Annotated in this window: 18 protein-coding genes; 15 read left to right on the forward strand and 3 right to left on the reverse strand. The window is 40.5% G+C overall.

Going from position 1 to position 23,789, the window contains the following annotated elements; genetic code table 11:
* Positions 1 to 113: 113 nt before the first annotated feature.
* Positions 114 to 1,259 (reverse strand): methionine adenosyltransferase, encoded by a 1,146-nt coding sequence (gene metK / locus G2999_RS09785; RefSeq protein WP_010181126.1) that lies wholly within the window; start codon positions 1,257 to 1,259, stop codon positions 114 to 116.
* Between the two features lie 360 nt (positions 1,260 to 1,619).
* Here metK and tkt point away from each other — a divergent pair, with 360 nt between their 5' ends.
* The 4 genes from tkt (at position 1,620) to G2999_RS09810 (ending at position 6,920) form a co-directional block, all read left to right on the forward strand.
* Positions 1,620 to 3,611 (forward strand): transketolase, encoded by a 1,992-nt coding sequence (gene tkt, locus G2999_RS09795; RefSeq protein ID WP_010181128.1) that lies wholly within the window; start codon positions 1,620 to 1,622, stop codon positions 3,609 to 3,611.
* A gap of 12 nt (positions 3,612 to 3,623) precedes the next feature.
* Positions 3,624 to 4,661, forward strand: coding sequence for an erythrose-4-phosphate dehydrogenase (gene epd, locus G2999_RS09800; RefSeq protein ID WP_029257507.1), 1,038 nt, complete (start codon positions 3,624 to 3,626; stop codon positions 4,659 to 4,661).
* 46 nt (positions 4,662 to 4,707) lie between these two features.
* Positions 4,708 to 5,871 carry a phosphoglycerate kinase gene (locus G2999_RS09805; protein ID WP_010181132.1) on the forward strand — a complete coding sequence of 388 codons (1,164 nt, stop codon included), beginning with the start codon at positions 4,708 to 4,710 and terminating at the stop codon, positions 5,869 to 5,871.
* 149 nt (positions 5,872 to 6,020) lie between these two features.
* Positions 6,021 to 6,920, forward strand: coding sequence for a fructose bisphosphate aldolase (locus G2999_RS09810; RefSeq protein ID WP_010181135.1), 900 nt, complete (start codon positions 6,021 to 6,023; stop codon positions 6,918 to 6,920).
* Positions 6,921 to 6,950: 30 nt separating this feature from the next.
* On the opposite strand, the gene ppx is transcribed toward G2999_RS09810, so the two are convergent.
* The gene (gene ppx / locus G2999_RS09815; RefSeq protein ID WP_010181136.1) at positions 6,951 to 8,477 is read right to left on the reverse strand and encodes an exopolyphosphatase; all 1,527 of its coding nucleotides are present in this window, start codon (positions 8,475 to 8,477) and stop codon (positions 6,951 to 6,953) included.
* Positions 8,470 to 10,578, reverse strand: coding sequence for a polyphosphate kinase 1 (gene ppk1 / locus G2999_RS09820; protein WP_010181138.1), 2,109 nt, complete (start codon positions 10,576 to 10,578; stop codon positions 8,470 to 8,472). Before ppk1 ends, ppx begins: the two co-directional genes overlap by 8 nt.
* 168 nt (positions 10,579 to 10,746) lie before the next feature.
* Between ppk1 and G2999_RS12700 the strand changes: the two genes are divergently transcribed.
* The 11 genes from G2999_RS12700 (at position 10,747) to G2999_RS09875 (ending at position 23,696) form a co-directional block, all read left to right on the forward strand.
* Complete coding sequence (locus tag G2999_RS12700; protein WP_010181140.1) at positions 10,747 to 12,579, forward strand: ABC transporter permease subunit; 1,833 nt, start codon at positions 10,747 to 10,749, stop codon at positions 12,577 to 12,579.
* Positions 12,572 to 14,128, forward strand: a complete 1,557-nt coding sequence (pstA, locus tag G2999_RS09830) for a phosphate ABC transporter permease PstA (RefSeq protein WP_010181142.1) — start codon at positions 12,572 to 12,574, stop codon at positions 14,126 to 14,128. Before G2999_RS12700 ends, pstA begins: the two co-directional genes overlap by 8 nt.
* Positions 14,129 to 14,137: 9 nt before the next feature.
* Positions 14,138 to 14,941, forward strand: coding sequence for a phosphate ABC transporter ATP-binding protein PstB (pstB, locus tag G2999_RS09835; protein ID WP_010181144.1), 804 nt, complete (start codon positions 14,138 to 14,140; stop codon positions 14,939 to 14,941).
* 5 nt (positions 14,942 to 14,946) lie between these two features.
* Complete coding sequence (phoU, locus tag G2999_RS09840) at positions 14,947 to 15,669, forward strand: phosphate signaling complex protein PhoU (RefSeq protein WP_010181146.1); 723 nt, start codon at positions 14,947 to 14,949, stop codon at positions 15,667 to 15,669.
* A gap of 30 nt (positions 15,670 to 15,699) precedes the next feature.
* A complete protein-coding gene (locus G2999_RS09845) occupies positions 15,700 to 16,605 on the forward strand; it encodes a hydrogen peroxide-inducible genes activator (protein ID WP_010181148.1) in 906 nt (301 codons plus the stop codon).
* 59 nt (positions 16,606 to 16,664) lie between these two features.
* On the forward strand, positions 16,665 to 17,789 hold the full coding sequence (locus tag G2999_RS09850) for a beta-ketoacyl-ACP synthase III (protein ID WP_010181151.1): 1,125 nt from the start codon (positions 16,665 to 16,667) through the stop codon (positions 17,787 to 17,789).
* A 59-nt stretch (positions 17,790 to 17,848) separates the two neighbouring features.
* On the forward strand, positions 17,849 to 19,879 hold the full coding sequence (gene prsK / locus G2999_RS09855) for an XrtA/PEP-CTERM system histidine kinase PrsK (protein ID WP_010181153.1): 2,031 nt from the start codon (positions 17,849 to 17,851) through the stop codon (positions 19,877 to 19,879).
* A 23-nt stretch (positions 19,880 to 19,902) separates the two neighbouring features.
* Positions 19,903 to 21,261: a PEP-CTERM-box response regulator transcription factor gene (gene prsR, locus G2999_RS09860; RefSeq protein ID WP_010181155.1), complete on the forward strand. Its 1,359-nt coding sequence runs from the start codon at positions 19,903 to 19,905 to the stop codon at positions 21,259 to 21,261.
* Between the two features lie 128 nt (positions 21,262 to 21,389).
* The gene (locus tag G2999_RS09865) at positions 21,390 to 22,436 is read left to right on the forward strand and encodes a carboxylesterase (RefSeq protein ID WP_010181157.1); all 1,047 of its coding nucleotides are present in this window, start codon (positions 21,390 to 21,392) and stop codon (positions 22,434 to 22,436) included.
* A gap of 18 nt (positions 22,437 to 22,454) precedes the next feature.
* Positions 22,455 to 22,730 carry a hypothetical protein gene (locus G2999_RS09870; RefSeq protein WP_010181159.1) on the forward strand — a complete coding sequence of 92 codons (276 nt, stop codon included), beginning with the start codon at positions 22,455 to 22,457 and terminating at the stop codon, positions 22,728 to 22,730.
* Between the two features lie 186 nt (positions 22,731 to 22,916).
* A complete protein-coding gene (locus G2999_RS09875) occupies positions 22,917 to 23,696 on the forward strand; it encodes a SapC family protein (protein WP_010181162.1) in 780 nt (259 codons plus the stop codon).
* Positions 23,697 to 23,789: the final 93 nt, after the last annotated feature.

Below are 23,789 nucleotides of genomic sequence, written 5' to 3' on the forward strand. Positions count from 1 at the left end.
GCAATTAATGATTTAAAAATCATTGATTGCCAGTATTTGCCCAAATGTATACAACAAAAAAAGGAGCATTAAGTTGCTCCTTTTTAGGGTTAGATTACTTACGTTTCCGTCACTTACAATGCTTTAGCAAGTAACTCCGCTCTATCCGTTTTTTCCCAAGGATAAGCTTCATGGCCAAAGTGACCGTAAGCAGCTGTAGGTAAATAAATCGGGCGTTCTAAATCAAGCATTTGAATCAACCCATATGGACGTAAGTCAAAATGTTCACGCACTAAACGCGTAATGACGTCATCAGATACTTTGCCTGTTCCAAAAGTATTAATACTAATGGATGTCGGTTCGACTACGCCAATAGCATACGACACTTGAATCTCACATTTATCAGCCAGGCCTGCCGCGACGATATTCTTAGCTACATAACGACCAGCATAAGCGGCTGAACGATCTACTTTTGAAGGATCCTTACCAGAGAATGCACCACCGCCGTGGCGAGCCATACCACCGTAGGTATCAACAATAATTTTACGACCCGTTAGACCACAATCGCCCACAGGACCCCCAATCACAAAACGGCCCGTTGGATTAATATGGAATTGAGTCGCTGGCGTGATCCATTGTTCTGGTAAGACCGGTTTGATAATTTCTTCCATAACCGCTTCACGCAAGCTAGGTGTATCAATATTGTCACTATGCTGGGTAGATAATACGACGGCATCAATGCCAATCGGCTGGCCGTTTTCGTAAACAAAGGTGACTTGTGATTTAGCATCAGGGCGTAACCAATCCAGTTTGCCTGACTTTCTGACTTCGGCTTGCTTTTGCACAAGTTTATGCGAGAACATGATCGGTGCAGGCATTAGCTCTTGAGTTTCATTACACGCATAACCAAACATGAGACCTTGATCGCCAGCGCCTTGCTCTTCGCGTGAACCACGATCAACCCCTTGATTAATATCATCAGATTGCTTACCAATGGCATTTAATACTGCACATGAATCGGCGTCGAAACCCATATCTGAACTAACATAACCGATGTCTCTTACCGTATCACGGGTGATTTTCTCAATATCAACCCATGCATGGGTATTAATTTCACCACCAACCAGCACCATGCCCGTTTTGACGAACGTTTCACAGGCAACGCGTGCCATTGGATCTTCGGTTAAAATAGCATCGAGCACGGCATCAGAAATCTGATCGGCGATTTTATCCGGATGTCCTTCAGAGACTGATTCAGAAGTGAATAAATGTTGTGACATAGTGACCTCATAAAAGAGTTAACGAGTAGACTGTCGTTGTAACCGACTACAAGTTAGCGTGTTGGTGTAATTTTTATACTAGATGTTATTCTATAGTCTAACCATCTAGACGTCTATACGTCTTTTACATAAGAAATGAAAATTAAGTTCATTAAGGCAAAAACTTTTATCCATTTATGTCGTCATGAGACACTGGTCTTATTACATGCTTTTAATCCACGTTTTTGGACATTTGATATTGAACAAATGACACGGGTAGGCGACAATGGATGAAACTATTTTCTACAATCTTTAAGCAATTGTTTTGTTAGGAATATTTCTTAGCATTACGCCTCTGCTGTGATATCTCAGGAGTCATTCATGTCATCACGCCAACAACTCGCGAATGCAGTCCGTGCATTAAGTATGGACGCTGTTCAACAAGCTAATTCTGGTCACCCAGGTGCACCAATGGGGATGGCTGACATTGCTCAAGTATTGTGGACCGATTTTTTGTCCCATAATCCATCTGATCCTGCATGGGCAAACCGTGACCGTTTCGTCCTATCCAATGGTCACGGATCAATGCTCTTATATTCACTACTGCATTTATCGGGTTATGCGTTGCCGATTGAAGAGTTAAAAAACTTCCGTCAATTGCATTCAAAAACGCCAGGCCACCCAGAGTATGGTTATGCTCCTGGTGTTGAAACAACCACCGGACCATTGGGTCAAGGGATCAGTAATGCAGTAGGTATGGCGTTAGCAGAGAAAACTTTAGCAGCACAATTTAACCGTGAAGAGCATGCTATTGTTGACCATTATACTTACACGTTCTTAGGTGATGGTTGTTTAATGGAAGGTATTTCACATGAAGTATGTTCATTGGCAGGTACCTTAGGGTTAGGCAAATTAGTCGCGTTTTGGGATGATAACGGTATCTCTATTGATGGTGAAGTCGAAGGTTGGTTCTCTGATGACACCCCTGCGCGCTTCAAAGCATATGGCTGGCAAGTGATTGATGGCGTTGATGGGCATAACCCGGAAGAAATCGCTTCTGCGATCCGTACCGCTCAAGCTGAGACGCAAAAACCGACATTGATTTGTTGTAAAACCGTCATTGGTTTTGGTTCGCCAAACAAACAAGGCACAGAATCATGTCACGGTGCGCCACTGGGTGCTGATGAAATTACGGCTACTCGCGCTGCATTAGGCTGGGAGCACGGTGCCTTTGAGATCCCTGATGACATTTATGCCCAATGGGATGGTAAAGCGAAAGGGGCAAAAGCTCAACAAGCATGGCAAGAGCGTTTCGCCGCTTACGCCGATGCATATCCTGAGTTAGCCGCTGAGTTTAATCGTCGTGTATCGGGTCAATTACCAGCATCGTGGGACCAAGCAGCTCAATCTTATATTGAAGAATTACAAGCTAATCCAGCGAATATCGCGACCCGTAAAGCATCACAAAATGCATTAAATGCTTATGGTCCTTTGCTACCTGAGTTATTAGGCGGTTCAGCCGATTTAGCGGGTTCAAACCTCACGATTTGGTCGGGTTGTAAGGGAATCAGTGCCGATGATGCGAGCGGTAACTACATCTATTATGGTGTCCGTGAATTCGGTATGTCGGCAATGATGAACGGCTTAGCCTTACACGGTGGTTTTAAGGCGTACGGTGCTACTTTCTTAATGTTTATGGAATATGCGCGAAATGCAGTGCGTATGGCGGCGTTAATGAAGCAACCTGCCATTTTTGTTTACACTCATGATTCAATCGGCCTGGGTGAAGATGGCCCAACACATCAACCAGTAGAGCAGCTAGTCGCGTTGCGAGCTACGCCAAACTTAGATAACTGGCGTCCGTGTGACCAAGTCGAGTCAGCGGTGGCATGGAAATCTGCGATTGAGCGTACAGATGGTCCTTCAACCTTGATCTTCACTCGCCAAGGCTGTGAACAACAACCGCGTGACGCTCAACAACTAGCGAATATCGCTAAAGGTGGATATGTCTTAGTGGATTGTACGGCAACACCTGATGTGATTTTAATTGCAACCGGTTCTGAAGTTGAATTAGCCGTTGCGGCGGGTAAAGAGTTAAGTGCTGCAGGTCAAAACGTGCGTGTTGTATCCATGCCTTCAACGGATGTCTTTGACGCGCAATCTGCTGAATACAAAGAAAGCGTCTTACCTGCAAATGTGACTAAGCGTGTGGCGGTAGAAGCACTAGCCAAAGACACTTGGTACAAATATGTCGGTCTTAATGGGGCGATTATTGGTATGGATAGCTTTGGTGAGTCAGCACCTGCAAAAGATTTATTTGAACACTTTGGGATCACAGTCAGCGCGGTAGTTAATGCTGCCAAGGCGCTATAAAGGGATAACGCATTGTTGAAAGTCGCGATCAATGGTTTTGGACGAATAGGGCGTAACGTGTTACGTGCGCTCTACGAATCTGGACGCCAACAAGCAATCAAGGTTGTGGCGATTAATGAAATAGCAGATGCCGAAGGGATCGCACATTTACTCAAATATGATACTGCGCATGGTCGTTTTGGTCATGAAGTTCGTTTGGCTAAAAGTGACGATTCGTTACCACAACCAGATACTTTACTTGTCGATAATGATGCTATCGCGTTATATCACTCAGCTCAAATTGACGGTTGTCCTTGGGGTGAGTTAGGTGTTGACGTGGTGTTTGAATGTACCGGTAATTATGGTAATGCGTCGGATGCTGCAAGACACCTTACTCAAGGCGCTAAAAAAGTGCTGCTTTCTGAGCCGGGTTCACCGGATGTCGACGCCACAATCATTTACGGAATTAATGAAGATACCTTAACCGTCTCGGATAAGGTTATCTCTAATGGTTCATGTACGACTAACTGCATTGTACCTGTAATCCAAGCGTTAGATGACGCTTTTGGTGTGCAAAGTGGCACCATTACTACCATTCATTCATCTATGCATGACCAACAAGTCATCGATGCATTTCATCCTGATTTACGTCGAACACGGGCCGCCAGTCAATCTATCATTCCGGTAGATACTCGCCTTGCTCAAGGGATTGAACGGATATTACCCAAATTTGCAGGAAAGTTTGAAGCGATTGCCGTTCGTGTGCCGACGATTAATGTCACTGCCATGGACTTAAGTGTCACGCTGCGCGATAACGTCACTATTGGTCAAGTGAATCAAGTATTACAACAAGCCAAGCTCGGCCAGCTCGCCGGGATTTTGGATTACACCGAGCAACCGCTCGTATCAGTGGATTTTAATCACGACTCACATTCTTGTATTGTTGATGGGACACAAACCCGTGTAAGCCATGGACAATTAGTTAAAACACTTGTCTGGTGTGATAACGAATGGGGCTTTGCTAACCGTATGCTAGATACGGCAATGGCACTTTATCCACTATGTAAATAAAGACTAACCAGATTGGTTAATCACTGGAAATAATTTAAGGAATAGTATGACTATTACAAACATGCAAGATATCGATTTACAGGCTAAACGTGTTTTAATACGCCAAGATCTTAATGTCCCGATTAAAGACGGCAGTATTACGTCTGATGCTCGTTTACGTGCTTCGTTACCGACAATAAAACAAGCATTAGAGATGGGGGCCGCCGTCATCTTGATGTCCCATTTAGGTCGTCCGACAGAAGGCGAGTTTGCTAGTGAGTTTTCAATGCAACCTGTTGCCGATTATCTAACAGAGGCGTTAGGACAAAACGTTGCATTGGCAAACGATTTAGATGAAGTTAGCTGCGTGCCTGGACAAGTCGTGTTACTGGAAAATGTACGTTTTAACGTGGGTGAGAAAAAAGACGCCGATGATTTAGCAAAACGCTACGCCGCATTATGTGATGTATTTGTGATGGATGCCTTTGGTACGGCTCATAGAGCCCAAGCTTCTACACACGGCGTTGCTAAATTTGCCCCTCAAGCGGTAGCTGGTCCCTTATTGAGTGCGGAATTAGATGCACTAGGTAAAGCGATGGATAACCCTAAACGTCCATTAGTGGCGATAGTTGGGGGCTCAAAAGTCTCGACTAAATTAACCGTATTAGAGAGTCTAGCGCCGTTAGTTGACCAACTCATTGTCGGTGGTGGAATTGCAAACACGTTTATCGCAGCACAAGGACATAATGTAGGTCAGTCATTATATGAAGCCGATCTGATCCCTGCAGCGCAAAAGCTCCAAGCTGATGCTCAAGCCAATGGCGGTAGTATTCCTGTGCCTATCGATGTCGTGACAGGGCAGGCATTTAGCGCCGAGACCCAAGTCGATACCAAAGCAGTTGACCAAATAATCGATACCGATATGGTCTTTGATGTAGGACCTGAGTCAGCGGCTCAGTTATGTGAAATTTTGAAAAATGCAGGGACCATTGTTTGGAATGGTCCGGTAGGTGTGTTTGAACTAGCCCCATTTGCAGGGGGCACGAAAGCGATTGCACAAGCCATTGCTGATAGTGATGCGTTCTCGATTGCCGGTGGTGGTGATACCCTTGCTGCGGTCGACCAATTTGGCATTGCTGATAAGGTATCGTATATTTCAACTGGGGGCGGTGCTTTCTTGGAATTTTTAGAAGGTAAAACGTTACCAGCTGTTGCGATTTTAGATAGATAGTCGTTAAGACGCTGAACATTTTTATATAGATTAATAGTTAATATAAACCTCATTATCGTGCAACACACAATAATAATAAGTACGAAATGGATCTTTGTAACCCTACACTAAGTGCTGAATAACAGACTTAGCAATCATGGAGAGATGACATGCCGTCAACTACCCAACGTGAGATGCTGGCTAAAGTAAACTCACAAACTGGCTTTATTGCCGCGTTAGATCAATCGGGTGGCTCGACACCCAAAGCGCTTGCCCTTTACGGTGTTGATGCTGATAAATACAGCACTGATGAGGAAATGTTTGATCAAGTTCACGAAATGCGCACACGCATTATTACCAATAATGCGTTTACAGGTGAACGAGTACTGGGTGCGATTTTATTCGAAAACACCCTCGATCGTGAAATAGAAGGACGCTCTACTGCACATTATTTGTGGCAAGAAAAACAGATTGTCCCGTTCTTGAAAGTCGACAAAGGCTTAGAAGATGAAGCCAATGGTGTTCAGCTAATGAAGCCAATCACTAATCTGGATGTGTTATTAGCGAAAGCTAATACTCAAGATGTGTTTGGAACCAAAATGCGCTCAGTGATTAAGCTCGCAAATCAGACGGGTATTGATGCTATCGTAGCGCAGCAATTTGCCGTCGGTCAGCAAATTTTAGATGCAGGTTTAGTTCCGATCATTGAACCTGAAATCGATATTCACAGTCCGGAAAAAGCATTAGCAGAAGCTCAGTTACAAGCCGCTATTTTACGTCAACTAGACACCATTCCTGAGGGACAACAAGTGATGTTAAAACTGACTTTGCCAGAAGAAAATGGTTTTTACGCACCTTGTATAGCGCATCCTAAAGTGCTGAAAGTCGTCGCCTTATCAGGCGGTTATAGCCGTGATGAAGCTAATGAGCGATTAACTGCAAATGCTGGGATGATTGCAAGCTTTTCACGCGCACTGACTCAAGGGGTAAGTGCTCAACAAAGCGAAGTTGAATTTACAGCGATGTTAGATGAAGCGATTGCTGGTATTTACGCCGCGTCTAATACCTAAAAAAGCGATTAAAATGATGTAGGAATAGAGTTAACCGAGCGTTAGCTCTATCCCTATTGCTTTAAGGTATTTCTGTTCAGCGGCTAAATCAGCAGAAAATATTGGTTTTCCTGCTAACCAATTATCCCCAAATGTCACATCAATCTGTTTTTTGTTAGGGGTGAAGAAGATTTGAGGATGAATATCATCTTGGCGTTTAACATTGAGTAACACACTTAAACGTAAGATCACTAACATTGCTTGAATCTGTGCTTTGCTAAACTGATCAAAGTCATTAATAAGCTCAGGTCGAATTTTTTTACGAGAAAAGCGAACTAATAATGCTAATAACCGTTGTTCTTCAAGGTTAAATCCGGCAAGTTCAGTGTGTTCAATAATATACGCTGAATGGCGCTGAAATCCTCGAGAATTAATATGGATCCCTACTTCATGTAATAAGCAGGCCCAGCCTAATATATTTTTGAGTAATTGTTTTTTTTTCAACCATTTATAAGGGCTTTGTGCAACCAGATCATGACAAGTCTGTAATACACGTCGAGCTTGCTCTGAATCAACATGATATAGCTTAGCTAAGGATTGTGATGTCCGTTCTCGAGTATCGACTTTCCCGATACTCTCTTGCATTTCAAAAATTACACCCTCGCGTAATGCGCTCGATGAAAAATCCATTTGCTTAATATCAAAACTTTTAAACACGCCGATTAAAATGGCTAAGCCTGCACAAAAGACCGACGAACGATCAGCTGCAATAGTGGCTACTGGAAGTGCTTCTATTGTTTCAGCGTTAATTGCATCTTCCATCAATGCCTCTAAGGCGCATAGTGTGATAGGCGTATAGTCGCTTGATTCTTTATCACGGATGAGTTGAATAATCGTTTTGATGGTTCCTGAAGTGCCAATCGCTGTTTGCCAACCTAATTTCGTGTACCGATTGGTAATCAGTGTTAGGGTTTGTTGAGTGGCAGTAATAGCACGTTTGAATTGTTTTTTTGAGATCTTTTTTTTGGTAAAAAACCGTTTTGTAAAGCTCACACAACCCATCTCTAGGGAACGACAAACGAGTGGTTCAAAGCCATCCCCAATGACTAGTTCAGTGGAACCGCCACCAATATCGACAATTAAACGTCGTCCTTCATCAAAGGAAGTATGCGATACGCCGGAATAAATTAAGCGCGCTTCTTCCATTCCAGATATTATTTCTACCGGGTAAGGCAATATGTTGCGAGCACGATGGATAAATTCATGCGAGTTGCGCGCCTTGCGTAAGGTATAAGTGGCGACAATACGGACTTTTTCAGGTGAAAATCCTTGTAAGCTCTCACGCATAATATCAAGCGCATCGAGACCTCGTTGAATCGCTTCTGGTGAAAGCTGAAAATCTTCGTCTAAACCTTGCGCCAACGCTACCCGTTGTTTAACTCGATGTACAATTTGAACCGAGCCATTAACGATTCGAGTGACGACTAAATGAAAACTGTTTGAGCCTAAATCCAGCGCAGCTAAATGTTCATATTCAGTCGCAGGGAGGTCATTAACGACGCGTTCTGGCTTACTCACTTTCTGCATCCTGAGTTTGGTTATCTAGTATCGCCTGTTTTTCGACCTGCTTTAAGTACTCATAAATCGCCATTTGCGACCGTAGATGGCGACGATTACCACGTTTGACATATTGGTTGCTTTGTTCTTGGTCGATAATCCTTGCTTTTAATGTATCTTGAAATTGTAAATTTAACGTCGTATCTATTTGTTCAATCAGTCGTTGTGAATAGATAGGCGCTCCGACTTCAATTCGGCCATCCATATTACGTGTCATCCAATCGGCTGAAGAAATAAAAACACGCTTATCACCAGCATTTTCAAATAACATGACTCGAGGGTGCTCTAAAAATCGATCGACAATACTGATAATGGTAATATTGTCGCTAAGTCCTGCTACTCCCGGAATTAAAGAACACATTCCTCTAACAATAATACGGATATTAACACCTGCCTGACTCGCTCGATATAAATCATCAATTAACTCTTTATCGACTAAATTATTGACTTTTAACGTGATGCCCGAAGGTAAATCTTGGTTGTAGTTTTGTATTTCAGTACGTATAAAGGATTGGATTTTCAAGCGTGAATTCACGGGTGAAACTTGTAAGTGCTTGAACTTTACATTGCGATAGGGGTTAATAATAAAGTCAAATACGTCTAATGCTTCTTGAGCCAGTTCTTGGTTGCGGGTAAAAAGGGAATAATCAGTATATATTTTGGCTGTTTTTTCATTAAAATTACCGGTCCCAAAGTGTGCATAATGGACGGTTTGATTGCGCTCTTCTCGAGAAATGACACACAGTTTAGAGTGGATTTTGATATTAGGATTACCAAAGACCACTTTAATCCCCGCATCGGTCATGCGTTTTGACCACTGTATATTCGCTTCTTCATCAAATCTTGCACGCAATTCAACAACCACAGTGACATTTTTTCCGTTGTCTACAGCGTCAATTAGTGAGTTAATTATCCGAGATTGTGAGGCGACACGATAAATATTTAAGCGGATATGACTCACATTACGATCAAAAGCCGCTTGGCGAACAAACTCTGTGAAGTGTAAGAAACGATGATATGGGTAGTACAGTAAAATATCATCCGCGGTAATCGCCTCGAATACAGTGTTGTAATGATTAAATTGTTCAGTACTAATAGCGGGTAATTTAGGATTTTCTAAATAGGCACGACCAACATTAGGAAAACCGATAAAGTCTTTAAAGTTACGATAATGACCAGCCTCTTGTAGCGTTTCTGACGACTTTAACTTTAAGCGTTTGGCTAAATCTTGGATCATGTAATCGGGCATCTTATCGTCGTGGATAACTCGAACCGGTTCAGCGATCAGCCGCTGCTTCATACTTTCTGACATTTTATCTACGTAAGATTCGTCGATTTCCTCGTTTAGGCGGTATTCAGCATCACGGGTTAATTTAAATGAATATGCCTCGATGTCATCATATTTGACAAAACCACGAAAGATTTGCTCTAAACAAAGTTGAATAATGTCATCAAGGAGAATAATGTTTTTCTTTTTACGAGACTTCTCAGAAGGCAATTGAATAAAACGTGATACCTCTTCTGTGGGGATTTGTACGACTGCGTATTTAGGATTACGTCCAGCACGTTTCAAAGCGACATAAAAGTACACGGAAGAACCATTTAAGCGCTGTGATAAATCGATTTTATTATGCACTAATATTGGCGCAATATGACGTAATATTTTATTAAAGAACAGATCAGTAACCCATTTAGTATGGGTATCGGATAACTGCTCTGCTTTTAATATAAAGATATTGTAACGCCCTAGTTCCTTAATAATACGTCTATGTATGAGGTCAAATTGCTTAGAAGCACGAATCACTTTATCTTGGATTTTATCTAATAAAATTCTACCTGCATCTATTTCTGCTTCATCGCCTGTATTTTCTGCGATAGAAATCATGCGTTGCACGCCAGCCACGCGGACTTTAAAAAACTCATCGAGGTTATTGGAGTAAATACCTAAAAAACGTAAGCGTTCAATCACCGGATTATTTTCATCAGCGGCCTCTTGCAAAACACGCTCATTAAAGGCTAACCAGCTTAGTTCTTTGGGGTAATAAATCGATGTGCTATTCATTTGACTCCATGATATTGATAGAGATAGGTATAACCAATATTACGATATTACAATAAGAACGAATACTTACAATCAATAATCGCCGCTTTATCTATAAATACACTAAAATTAGATTTAAAAGCATACATTTTCATGATGGGTTTGCACTTTACATTGGTGCTTTGTAGTATGAACAAATATCAACTGACTTGTACTCACATGAAATTAAGTCACCAACATAACAAACCATCGCGTTTTTTTACTGACCGGGTATTTCGTGGTGGAGTAAGGGCGTCTGCCTTGCTTGTCATTATGACATTTTTGGCTTTGATTTCGACATTGATTTATCGTGCTGCGCCAATACTCTATACACCAGAAGTAACATTTACTAAATTAGCCCCACAACAAGCTGTGACTATGTTAACGGATAATCCGCCAGCGCTCTCAACGATGCAGCCGCACAATGAGCATCTAGAAAATGTACGTTTAATGTCAAACCGATTTGAATTATCTCATCATGATAATCAAATTGTGGTGCGTCAGCTGAAGACTGATTTTAAGATATCTTTTCCTGTTGATGGTGAGTTAATGGAGTGGCAAATCAGTCAGCAGCCTAATGTATTTTATGTCCAAATACGACAACAGGAAAATGAGAGTCATATTCTCCAAATTAAACGTATCCAACTATTGAGTCAACCTAAGACGGGGCTAGCATTCCAAGAAGATTTATTATTTAAACAAGCGTACCAAAGCATTCCTCCACTTGCCGTAGTGGGTGAGAATGATATTCATAACATCATCCATGTTGTTTATTCTTTGGATGGTCAAAAGCATTATTTAATGCTAAACAGTGTGACACTTGAACCGCTTAATCATCAACGTATTGAAGGCCTTCCTAAAGAGGTGAACTTGTCCGAGGTCACTGTCACATTTTATCGAAATAAGCTAGTACTGCATCATGACCAATTTGTGGTCCTTGGCGAATTTTCAGCATTACACTCCGCTATTACTATCGCTGAGCTATTCTCACCACAACAATATGTTGGGTACTATGATGCTGAATACCTGTGGCAAACTAACCCTTCTCTCGACTTCCAAGACCGTAAGTATAATATCATGCCTTTATTAATTGGTAGTGCAAAAGCAAGTTTACTGGCATTACTTGTGGCAATCCCTCTAGCGCTCGGAAGTGCTATTTATGTTGGGTATTTTGCCCCAAGAGTGATTCAACGCACATTAAAACCGATGATTGAAGTATTGGAAGCAATCCCCTCAGTTGCGATTGGTTTAATTGCTGCAATTTGGTTAGTACCACTTACCGAAGCGGCGTTACTTTCTTTTCTCCTATTTATTGTGTTATTGCCAGTGATGCTTTTAAGTGCGCATGGTGTATTTTTGCTAGCAAAATGGTTCGGCTTAAAGCACATTTTTGTGAGTATGGAATTAGGTCTTCAGGTATTCCTTATTTTAGCGCTAGTATGGTTTTGTTTTGAAGGAATTTCTGGGCCACTAAACGATATGTTGCTGGTATTTGCCATCGACACAATCAGTCTTGATAAATCAACGTTAGTAGTGGCAGTGGCATTGGGAATTGCGATTTCTCCTACGATTTTCTCATTGGCGGAGGATGCCCTCAGTGGCGTCTCTAATTCAATGATCAAAGCTGCAGCAGCGTTAGGAGCCACGCGCTTACAAACGCTTCAGTATGTATTACTGCCTGCTGCCGCGCCAGGGATTATTGCAGCAGTTATGATAGGTTTAGGACGTGCGTTTGGAGAAACCATGATTGTATTGATGGTCACGGGTAATACACCTATTGCGCAATGGGACATTTTTGCAGGGTTGCGAGCACTTTCTGCAAATTTAGTGATTGAATTACCTGAAGCCAATCATATGAATAGCCACATGACGGTCTTATTTGTCACTGCCTTATTATTATTTTTATTTACATTTGTCCTCAATTCTGTGGCTGAGTTGATTAAGTATCGATATACAAAGTCCCTCAGAGGTTTATATGACTAAGCTATATAAACCCGATAATAGCTTTATTACAATTAATTTAGCAGCGAGTGCTGCTGCGATGTTGTCATTGGCATTAATCGGATTGATTATGTTTGTTTTAATCAAAGGGTTGAGTTATTTCATAGTTTATCCAACGGTCAATGTGCAAATCACAGATAAGCATGGAAACGCGCTTGAATATTATGCTCAATTATACGATGACAAAGAGGTCCAAGAGGAACATGTCCTATTGGTTTATCATCCAAATACACAAAAAAACCAGCAGTTATTTGTTCATGATGACAATATTATCTACCGACCTATCATTCATCCTATTTGGACATTACATCTAAATGACGGCAGTAAAATATTCGCTAGCCACTTAACATTGCAGTCATCATCTGAGCCAAATAAGATTGAACGATATTCACGCGCTGCTTATTCTGATTTACGGGATGAAATTTATCAGCTACAAACTCAACTTCGCACATTAACAAAGACACTCATACCGTTGAATATTGAATTGGCGACATTTACTGAAAGTGGCTCAATGAAAGATAAGATTCGATATGAAAAAACACATATGCAAATCATGTCACTGATGGCACAAAAACAGCAGCTTGAAACACAGTTAAATGGTATTCAAATTCACTATCAACAAGCGGATGGTACCCCGCTTTCAATACCGCTTTATCAAGTGGATTATCTTATTGATTCCAATGGCTTATCTTGGCTTGAGAGAATGAGCGTAAGTGCGTTAAAAATATGGAATTTTATGAGTGATGATCCTAAGCAATCTAATGCTTCAGGAGGCGTATTTCCTGCATTGTTCGGTACGTTATTGTTAGTTTTTTTAATGACTATTTTGGTTATGCCATTTGGCGTTTTAACCGCATTATACTTAAATGAATTCGCCCCATATAATTATTTTACGATAATTCTGCGTACTATCATCACTAATTTAGCCGGGATCCCTGCCATTGTTTATGGGGTGTTTGGATTGGGATTATTTGTGTTTGTGATTGGCACGACGCTAGATCAGTGGCTGTACTCAGACACGCTTCCAAGTCCAACCTTTGGCGCGCCAGGTTTATTATGGGCAGCGTTAACGATGGCATTATTAACATTACCTGTGGTGATAGTGTCAACGGAAGAAGGTCTGAGGCAAGTCCCTGAAGGACTTAAAAAAGGAGCAATGGCATTAGGTGCGACCAAATTTGAAATGATCATTAAGATTGTTCTGCCCATTGCGAGTCCTAGTATTGTCACCGGTGGGATATTAGCCATTGCTCGAGCCGCGGGTGAAGTGACTCCGTTATTATTAGTTGGAGCGGTCATGTCAGCACCTGTACTGCCCGTAGATAATGAATTTCCATTTATCCATTTAGAGCGTCAATTTATGCATTTAGGCGTATTGGTTTTTGATGGGGTATTTCACAGTCAAACTACTATCGATGAATCATCAATGATGTTTGCTACGTGTTTGTTACTAATTTTAATCGTCATAGTGTTAAACTCGATGGCAAGTTGGCTACGTTATCGTTTGAAAAAACAATATGATTGGCAGTGATGAAGGGTTATGAATTTATTTAGTCGTAAAACAACACCATTAAAAAAACTGACACCAGAAAATATTGCCGTCAATATTGAATCGTTAAGTGTCGAGTTAAATAATAAAGTGGTACTCGATAATATTTCGATGCGAATTCCTGCTTATTCCATCACGTCTATAATAGGGCAGAGCGGCTGTGGAAAAACCACATTATTAAACTCGATGAACCGTATGAATGAACTCATCACCGATCATAAGATCACAGGTCATATCTGGATGGATAAGCGTGACATCAACCATAAACGCGAAAATGTCGCCCGACTCAGAACGAATGTTGGCATGGTATTCCAGCAACCCAATCCTTTTCCGATGACGATATACGAGAATGTGGGATTTGGTCTTAAATTACAACAGCAGTATTCACGTCGACAAATTGATGATGCGATTGAAAAAGCGCTTATTAATGCAGGTCTTTGGGATGAAGTGAAAGACCGTTTACATGAGCCTGCCATGATCTTATCAGGCGGGCAACAACAACGATTGATGATTGCGCGTGCCCTTGCGTTAAAACCTCAAATTCTACTATTAGACGAACCAACATCGGCATTAGACCCCTTAGCGACGTTATTTATAGAAGAATTAATGCAAAGTTTAAAACAGCATACTACGATTGTAATGGTGACACATAATATGCAACAAGCCGCCCGAATTTCTGATTACACTGCATTTATTCATAAAGGTGAGTTGATTGAGTATACTGATTCTGACAGCTTGTTTACTCAACCGAAGCATAAACAAACAGAAGATTATATTACCGGGCGGTATGGATAACGTTTATGGCACATATTGATTTTAATACACATATTTCTGTTAGCTTTAATAAAGAACTTGAAGATTTACGCAATGCTGTTTTAGTGATGGGGGGAGAAGTAGAGCAGCAATTACTCAATGTAATTCAAGCCATTCAATTTAATGAGGCCAGTCGTGCGGAAAAAGTGGTATTAAACGACATGAGAATTAATCAGTTAGAAGTGGAGATTGACAAAGAGTGTCTTCGAATTTTAGCCACTCGAAATCCAACGGCCAGTGATTTAAGGTTAGTGATGACCGTTTCAAAAACGACCACAGATATTGAGCGAATGGGTGATGAAATTGCTCGGGTAGCCAAATATATTAGCCAGGGTATTTTTCAAATTGATGAGCAAATCAAACTTAATACTATTGTGTTGGGAGAGGAAATTATCAAAATGATGCAAAAAACATTTGATGCTTTTGCGCGTCAAGATGTGCAGTCTGCAGCATTAGTGTTCGAACGAGATGATATTATCGACGCTAAATACGAGCATATTATGTTAATGTTAAAAGATAGATTGCGGCATGAAGTGGAGCAACTTGATAATTGGTTAGCGATTATGTCTGGATTGCGAGCGTTAGAACGTATTGGTGATCACTGCAAAAATTTATGCGAATACATCATTTATTTAGCGGGGGGACAAGATATTAGACATACGAGTACCAAGAAGATGCAAAAAAAAATCAAGGCACTCATTTCACCCTAATTCCTTTTCTATTTGTGTTAGGCTAGCACTATGAAGTTACCAAATTTAAATCACCTTTCTTATTTATTGATGCTGCACGAAGAACAGCACTTTAATCGGGCAGCTAAACGTTGTTTTATAAGCCAATCGACCTTGAGCGCGGCTATTCAAAATTTAGAAGAGCAGTGTGGTAATCAGATTTTAGAACGTGATAATAAACATTTTGTTTTCACCTCCTTTGGCCTAGCGTTAGTCGAGCGCGCACAGAAGCTCGTCGAAGATGCGCAAGATTTTACTCAGTTTGCTGAGACCGGGGGAGATTGGCGAAAGTCAGTGTTGAGAATGGGGGTCATTCCGACTATTGCTCCTTTTATTTTTAATGACCTTCTAACGAGTGCAAAAGAACAATATCCTGAACTTCAATTATTGTTGAGTGAAGACACTTCAGCTAATGTCATGGCTGATTTAATGAGTGGCAAACTTGATGTTGTGCTATTAGCGCTGCCGTTTGCGACGCCGAATTGTCGTCAACGAATTTTAGGGCATGATCCATTTCATTTAGTCGGTCATCCTGAGCAAATAGCGAATTTACCACAGCCTTTTGAATACTCGAGATTACCTAAAGACAGTGTATATCTGTTGCAAGCTGAACATTGTATGACAGACCATGCTGTTTCAGCGTGTGAAATCGCTTATCAAGAACAAGTGAATGCCTTATCTGCAAGTAGTATCCATACATTACTGCAGATGTCACAACACCATCAAGGTTTTACCTTTATTCCTGAACTAGCTAAGCGTCAAGGTATATTGAATAACACGGGGTTAACTACATTACCTAGTGATGGGAATGCATACCGTGAAATCGCATTAGTTTGGCGCAATACGTCTCAGCGTGCAGACTTGTTCAACAGTATTGCTTCTATTCTCATTCCTTTAATGCCGGTACCAAATATTTGACTGAATTGATATTATTTGAATTCATGATAAGCTGAAAAAAAATATAATAAAGAGCCTATATGAAAACATCAGTCGTTATTAGCGGTAGTGGCATGTTTGTCCCTCCTCACAGCATCACCAATGATGAATTAGTCGCAAGTTACAATGATTATGCCGATTTAACTAATGCACAACACCAGGCTCAGATTGACGCAGGCACGTTTCAACCAATACCTCACTCTAGTGCTGATTTTATCGAAAAAGCGTCGGGTATAAAATCTCGCTATGTATTTGTGAAAGAAGGAACACTTGATATTCATCGAATGCGCCCTGATATCCCTGAGCGTAACGATGATGAGTTATCTCATCAAGCTGAAATGGCGGTTGCGGCAGCTAAAGATGCGATGCAAGCAGCTAACAAAACTGCGGCAGATATAGATGTTGTTATTGTATCATGTGCTTATACTCAGCGTTCCTATCCGGCTATTGCGATCGAGGTGCAAGCTGCGTTAGGTATAGAGGGATTTGGCTTTGACATGCTTGTGGCATGTTCCGCTGCGACTTTCGGTATGCATCGTGCTTATGAAATGATTAAGTCACATACTGCCAAAACGGTGTTAGTCATTAACCCTGAGTTAGTATCACCACAAATTAACTACAAAGATAGAGACAGTCATTTTATTTTTGGTGATGTCGCTACGGCTATGATTTTAGAAGATGGAGCTCAAGCCGATAGTGAGCATGTTTATGATGTCCTCTCTACTCATGCGGTAACGTCTTACTCTAACAATATACGTTCTAATTTTGGGTATATGAGTCATGCTACGGATGCAGAGCCTTACGGTGCTGATAAGTTATTTCATCAAGCGGGTCGCAAGGTCTTTAAAGAAGTGTGTCCTATGGCGGCAGAGCATATTGAGACACATTTATCTCGTCATGACTTAACGCCTGATGATGTGAGTAAGTGGTTTTTACACCAAGCTAATATCAATATGAATACCTTAATTTGTAAAAAACTATTAGGGCGAATGGCGACACCAACTGAGGCACCCATTATATTAGATGAATTTGCTAATACGGCCTCAGCGGGTTCCATTATTGCTTTTCATCAACATCAAAAAAATCTTCAAACAAATGATTATGCATTAATATGTTCATTTGGTGCTGGTTATTCTATTGGAAGTCTGGTTTTACAAAAACGATAGTCGATTAAATATGATAATGCTCTCTAAATTCACTTAGTTGTAGCTACTTAGGTTCAAGGATGATCTCTAATTTAGGATATTGTGTTGCCTCAGCAGGATTTGTATTCTTGCTGTTTTTATTATTGACAGTGCGTCAAGGTGGGAAAGTTAAACTTCTGCTCATACTTGCTGTTGTGTCTAATTTGGTGTGGACGTTAGGATACAATAGTTGGATTTTCCCTGAGTCTGGACTTGATCAACACCTAACATTTGATTTATTGAAACAAGTCAGTTGGTGTGTGTTCCTATGTATGGTCCTGCATAATCAATTGTCGGATACATTTCATTCGCGTTATAAAAAATTTAGATGGCTCGGATGGAGCATTCTATTTCTTACCATCGCAATCGTATGGCTAATCACGGTCCCTGTGTCTAAGGTTTATTTGATTTATACGATAACAGCGCTAACGTTAATCCTCTTGTTAGTCATTTTGCAGCAACAAGCTGCCGAGAAAAAATGGGCTTTCATACCATTGATGTTATACCTAGTGATCATCAATATCTTTGATGTCGCCTGGTATGCATACAGTACTGAAGAGGCTGTGCTAGATGCGAATTATATCGTTGTCAGAGGTTATGTTTATGCCTTGATGATCCCGTTTCTATTCTTGGCTGTTCGGCGCATGGAGCACTGGGGGATCAAGATATTTATATCGCGAGATATTATATTACACAGCACGCTATTGAGTGTAGCAGTCATATATGTATTCATTATGATCGTGCTTGGGTATATTTTTTCAAACTCCAGGGAATTCTGGAACACTTCAATTTTCGTCGGCATGATCATTCTATCGCTCATTCCTATCATGATATTGTTTTTATCGAGTCATATCCGCAATACATTTAAGGTGTTTATTATTAAACACTTTTTTGCAAATCAATTCGATTATCGAGCACAATGGGTTGAGTTAACTAATATACTGGCTAAAGGGGATGGTGGTATCTCCGAAGTTTATCAAACTGCCTTGCAAGGACTGATGAACTCGGTAAATTACGATAATGGCATATTGTGTAAGTTGGCGGGTTCTCATTATCAAATAGTGGCGAATTCTAAGGCGCCCCCCCCGAGTGTTCCGGATGATCATTTATTGATGCAAGCGATTGCTTTTTTAAAGCAAAAGTCTTGGCTGATTGATTTGCATGAATTACAAGTTAAACCTGAAAATTACATCGGTTTAGATATTGAATTACATGAAATCAGTGCCACTCAATATCAGTTTATTTTACCCATTTATCGCAATAGTGAATTATGGGGAATCGCTGTGTTGTTTACACAAAGTGGTATTATCCGAAAGCTAAACTGGGAATTACGAGATTATTTAAATGCGGTATTAGCGCAGGTGAGTAATTATGTATTGCATTATGAGGCGTCGAGAGAAGTTGCTGAAAATATGCAATTTTCAGCATTCAATCGTATGTCGGCATTTGTCGTCCACGACTTGAAAAACGTGATGGCGCAAGTTGAATTGATTTTATGTAACGCTCAGCAACATAAATCTAATCCTGATTTTATAGATGATACGTTTGAAACATTGAAATTCACGCAATCTCGAATGCAAAATATGCTTAAACAACTGACCGAAAAACAGCTGACTTCCGCACATAAAATGCAGCCAATAGATGTATGTAAGATTATTCAAGCGGTTATTACGCAAAAGTGCGCCGCCTACAAACCGATACCTAGATTAGAGCATGAGCTTGTGGAAGCGGTAAGAGGTGATAGTGAAAAATTGAGTAATGTGTTTTATCACTTGATCAATAATGCTCAAGAAGCTTCACCCAAGGATGGTTGTGTCACAATCCATGTCACCCAAAGTGACAATATCAATATGGTTAAAATAGTGATTAAGGATACTGGACATGGCATGAGTAAGACGTTTATTGATGAATGTCTATTCACGCCTTTCTATACGACTAAAGGTAATGCGGGTATGGGTATTGGTGCATATGACGCGAAACAATACATTGAAGGAATTGGCGGAAGTATTAAAGTGAATAGCCGAGAAAATTTAGGCTCTACTTTTACGGTGTTACTGCCGATATATACCTAATCAAAGTTCATCAAGGATAGAATATGAGTAAGGTATTAATCGTCGATGATGATTTAGGGATCCAAAAACAGTTAAAGTGGAGTTTATCTGATTTTGACGTGGTATTTGCAGATAATCGAGAATCGGCTATTACGCAATTACGTCGTCACGAACCGGCCGTCATAACATTAGATTTAGGCCTGCCACCAGATCCTGCCAATGCTTCTGAAGGCTTAAAAGTTCTCGAAGAAGTACTTATGCTTGCGCCCTACACTAAAGTAATCGTCGTGACGGGCAATAATGATAAAACACATGCGCTGCAGGCTATAGAATTGGGGGCTTATGATTTTTATCAAAAACCGATTGACTCAGATACCATTAAAATTTTAATTTCACGGGCGTTATACGTATCTAGCTTAGAACGAGAAAACCGCCGTTTAGCTCTCTCTCGACAGCATTTAGGTCCTATTATAGGCGTGTCTGAGTCTATCCAAAACGTCAGTAGGCGTGTTGAGAAAATAGCTAAAACTGATATTTCGACTTTATTATTGGGTGAAAGTGGAACGGGTAAAGAGGTTTTTGCTAGGCTTATACATGAGGGAAGTTCACGGGTAGACAAACCGTTTGTAGCGATTAATTGCGCCTCGATTCCAGAAAATTTATTGGAAAGTGAGTTGTTTGGGTATGAAAAAGGTGCATTTACTGGCGCTAATAAAACCACACTAGGAAAGATTGAGACGGCGCAAGGTGGTACGTTATTTTTAGATGAAATTGGTGATATGCCTATCAGTCTTCAGGCAAAAATGTTGCGCTTCCTTCAAGAACGCGTCATTGAGCGGGTTGGTGGGCGGAGTGAAATTAGTGTTGATATCCGCGTAATATGTGCGACTCACCGTGATATCCAAACGATGGTTAGCCACGAAAGCTTTCGTGAAGATTTGTTTTATAGAATCGGCGAAATAATCATTAACATTCCACCATTACGAGATCGTGAAAGTGACGTGTTGTTATTAGCAAAAACTTTCTTAAAGCAGTATACCCATGATTATGGAAGCAAAGTAAAAGGATTTAGCGATTCTGCGATGGCAGCCATGTTACATTATCAATGGCCAGGTAATATTAGGGAATTACAAAACAAGTTAAAGTCTGCCGTGATTTTAGCTGAGGGAACAATTATTCATGCCGATGACTTATCGATAATGCCTGGCAATGAAGATGAAGTCTTGGAAGTATTCAATTTACGCTCGGTAAGAGCCGAAGCAGAAAGTCGCGCTATTCGACGAGCGTTTACTCAAGCCGACAAAAATATGTCAAAAACAGCTGCATTATTAGGCGTGACCCGGCCCACCTTGTATACACTTTTGGATAAATATCATCTTGATGATTTGAAAAATAATGCGTAATAATTTCATATTAATAACGCATGTTGCTAATGTTCTGATGACAGTGTCATAATACAAACAATTATGAGTGTGTTGCATCATATTTCAGGTATGGATTCTGTGTCATTTTAATATTAGGAAACACAAACATGTTGAGACTGTTAGTTCGGTTGAGTGTTATTGTCATTTGTGGTGTTAGCTTTAGCTCGTCTTCAACTGCAGACAGCAGCCTAGATACGATATCTATGTCTTTTTCTCAATTACATTCACCCCGTTTAGGTGCAAATAAGACATGTGTTCAACCCATTGTGTTGAATGATAAAAATAGTCGTGTTATTCAATATTGTGCCAACCAGCTTCGTAATGACGGTAATGCGCCATTTATGCTGTTGCATCAAGGTGTCACAACACAAGTCGTGGTATTATTACATGGTTTGAGTGACTCGCCTTATTACATGCGCTCAATCGCAACAACACTACATGAAGCAGGTTATAATGTCGTTGTGGGTTTATTACCTGGCCATGGCGTTGATGAGCCTATTAAGGTCTTACACTCAGCGGAATTAGCAACGCTTTGGCGTGATTATACCGCTCAGCTTATTCAGTTAGCTCAGCCGCTTGGAGATAACCTAGTCATTGGTGGATTTTCGACTGGAGGAGCACTCGCAACCGATTACATGCTTGACAATTTATCACAGGTTGATGGGTTAATGTTGTTTTCGGGGGCGTTACGTCTGGCAGATAATGCTGAAACCTTATCCAAAATTCCATTTGCTAAGTGGCTGAGTCGAATGATAGATGGCGATTATGCGACTGCTTCTCTTAATCCTTATAAATATCCTGAAGTTTCCAATCATGCCGCTTTGGTGTTAATGGATATTATCCGTGATATTCGTCAAAAATTAGCCGATTCGACTGGGATTACTATTCCAATCTTCGCTGCGCATTCACAATCAGATCAAGTGACTCCAATAGCAGGGATCCAGGAATTAATTAGTTATGCTGTCGCACCGCATACTTTGTTTGAAATCGATGCTAGTATGAATGTATGCCATGCCAATCTTCCCTTGAATCAAGCACAAGTATCCCAAATAGGGGGCAATGATGCGAACCCTCTATCTAATTGTGATGCGCTAAAAGCTAACCCAGTACATCATCATATGATGGCGATGGCAGTGAATTTTTTATCAAAATAATTAAATAAGGATACGCCAATGAGAGGTTTCTTTTGGATCATTATCGCCATATATGTATTTTTATATTTTTATGCGGTGTGGTTGTATGAAGAGTTCAGTATATGGATGGCGCTAGCGATTGTAATCGCCATCGGGTTACAAGTTTACTTTATGAAAAAACGTAAAGAGGTGTTAGCTGAACAAGAACAAGCACCGGTAAAAGTTGAAATGAAACCGTTATCGTTTTGGAAATCACCTTTCCCTTACTTAGGAATCGCGTTTTTTACTTATATTGGGATCTTGATTTTGTTATAGTCCCTATGAAGGATAAAACTGTGTATTTTATCTCCAGTTTTATCCTTGGGAGGATAAAATCTATCAATATAGACCCGCTTTGTTACAAATTTGTCACAAAATGATGTTTCTACATGACATCAAGGTTGTTTTTTCAGATAATCACACCATAACTATATAATCTAAATAAACAATGAGAATATATCCATGGCAATGAATTACGTACCACTAGATAAAGCAGTCCACAAAGATCTTAAACTTTCGACTCAAAATAACTTTGCATTTACCCAGAATACTCACTTAGCAGCAGCGTCTATCCGCGAATTTGCTCAGTTAGCGGGTGCTATCCCAATGGTATTCATCAAAGATGAGCAAACCGGTAATCATCACACAGTATGTATGTTAGGTATTGAGAAAGAATCAAACTTATTCTTTGCTGAAGATCGTTGGCAAGCGCCTCAAGTCCCAATGAATATTCAGCGTTACCCATTTGACATTCGTCCAGACAACGGCAATTTAGGCGTATTTATTGATGATGCTTCTGATTTGATCACTGACGATGGTGCTGCGTTATTCACTGAAGACGGTGAGGCTGCTGATCTATTGAAAAATCGCTTAGAGTTTTTAGATTATCTTGCAAACTCAGAGCGTTTAACACAAGAATTTATCAAGAAAGTCGTTGAATTAGATCTATTAACTGAAATTGAAATTCGTATGGTTAACCAAGCTGGTGAGCGTCGAGCTATTACCGGCATGTTAAGTATTGACGAAAATAAATTATTCAATCTTAAAGATGAAGATATTGTTGAGTTACATAAAAAAGGTTTCTCAGGTGCAATATACGCATTAATGATGTCATTAAGCCAATTGAATCGTTTAGTTGAATTATCTAACAAAACGGATAAGCCGATTCGTTCATTACAGATTGTAAATTTAGCAGCAGAAGCAGCGGCTAAAGCAAAAGCAGAAGCTGAGCAAGCAGAGTAATACGAACACAGAGAAGCTTAATACTTCTTCCCATCAAAGATGATGTGTAAAACCATTACATTAAATAATGTAATGGTTTTTTTTTACCTGCGG

Origin of the sequence: Glaciecola sp. HTCC2999, assembly GCF_000155775.1 — a bacterium.
GTDB lineage: Bacteria > Pseudomonadota > Gammaproteobacteria > Enterobacterales > Alteromonadaceae > Opacimonas.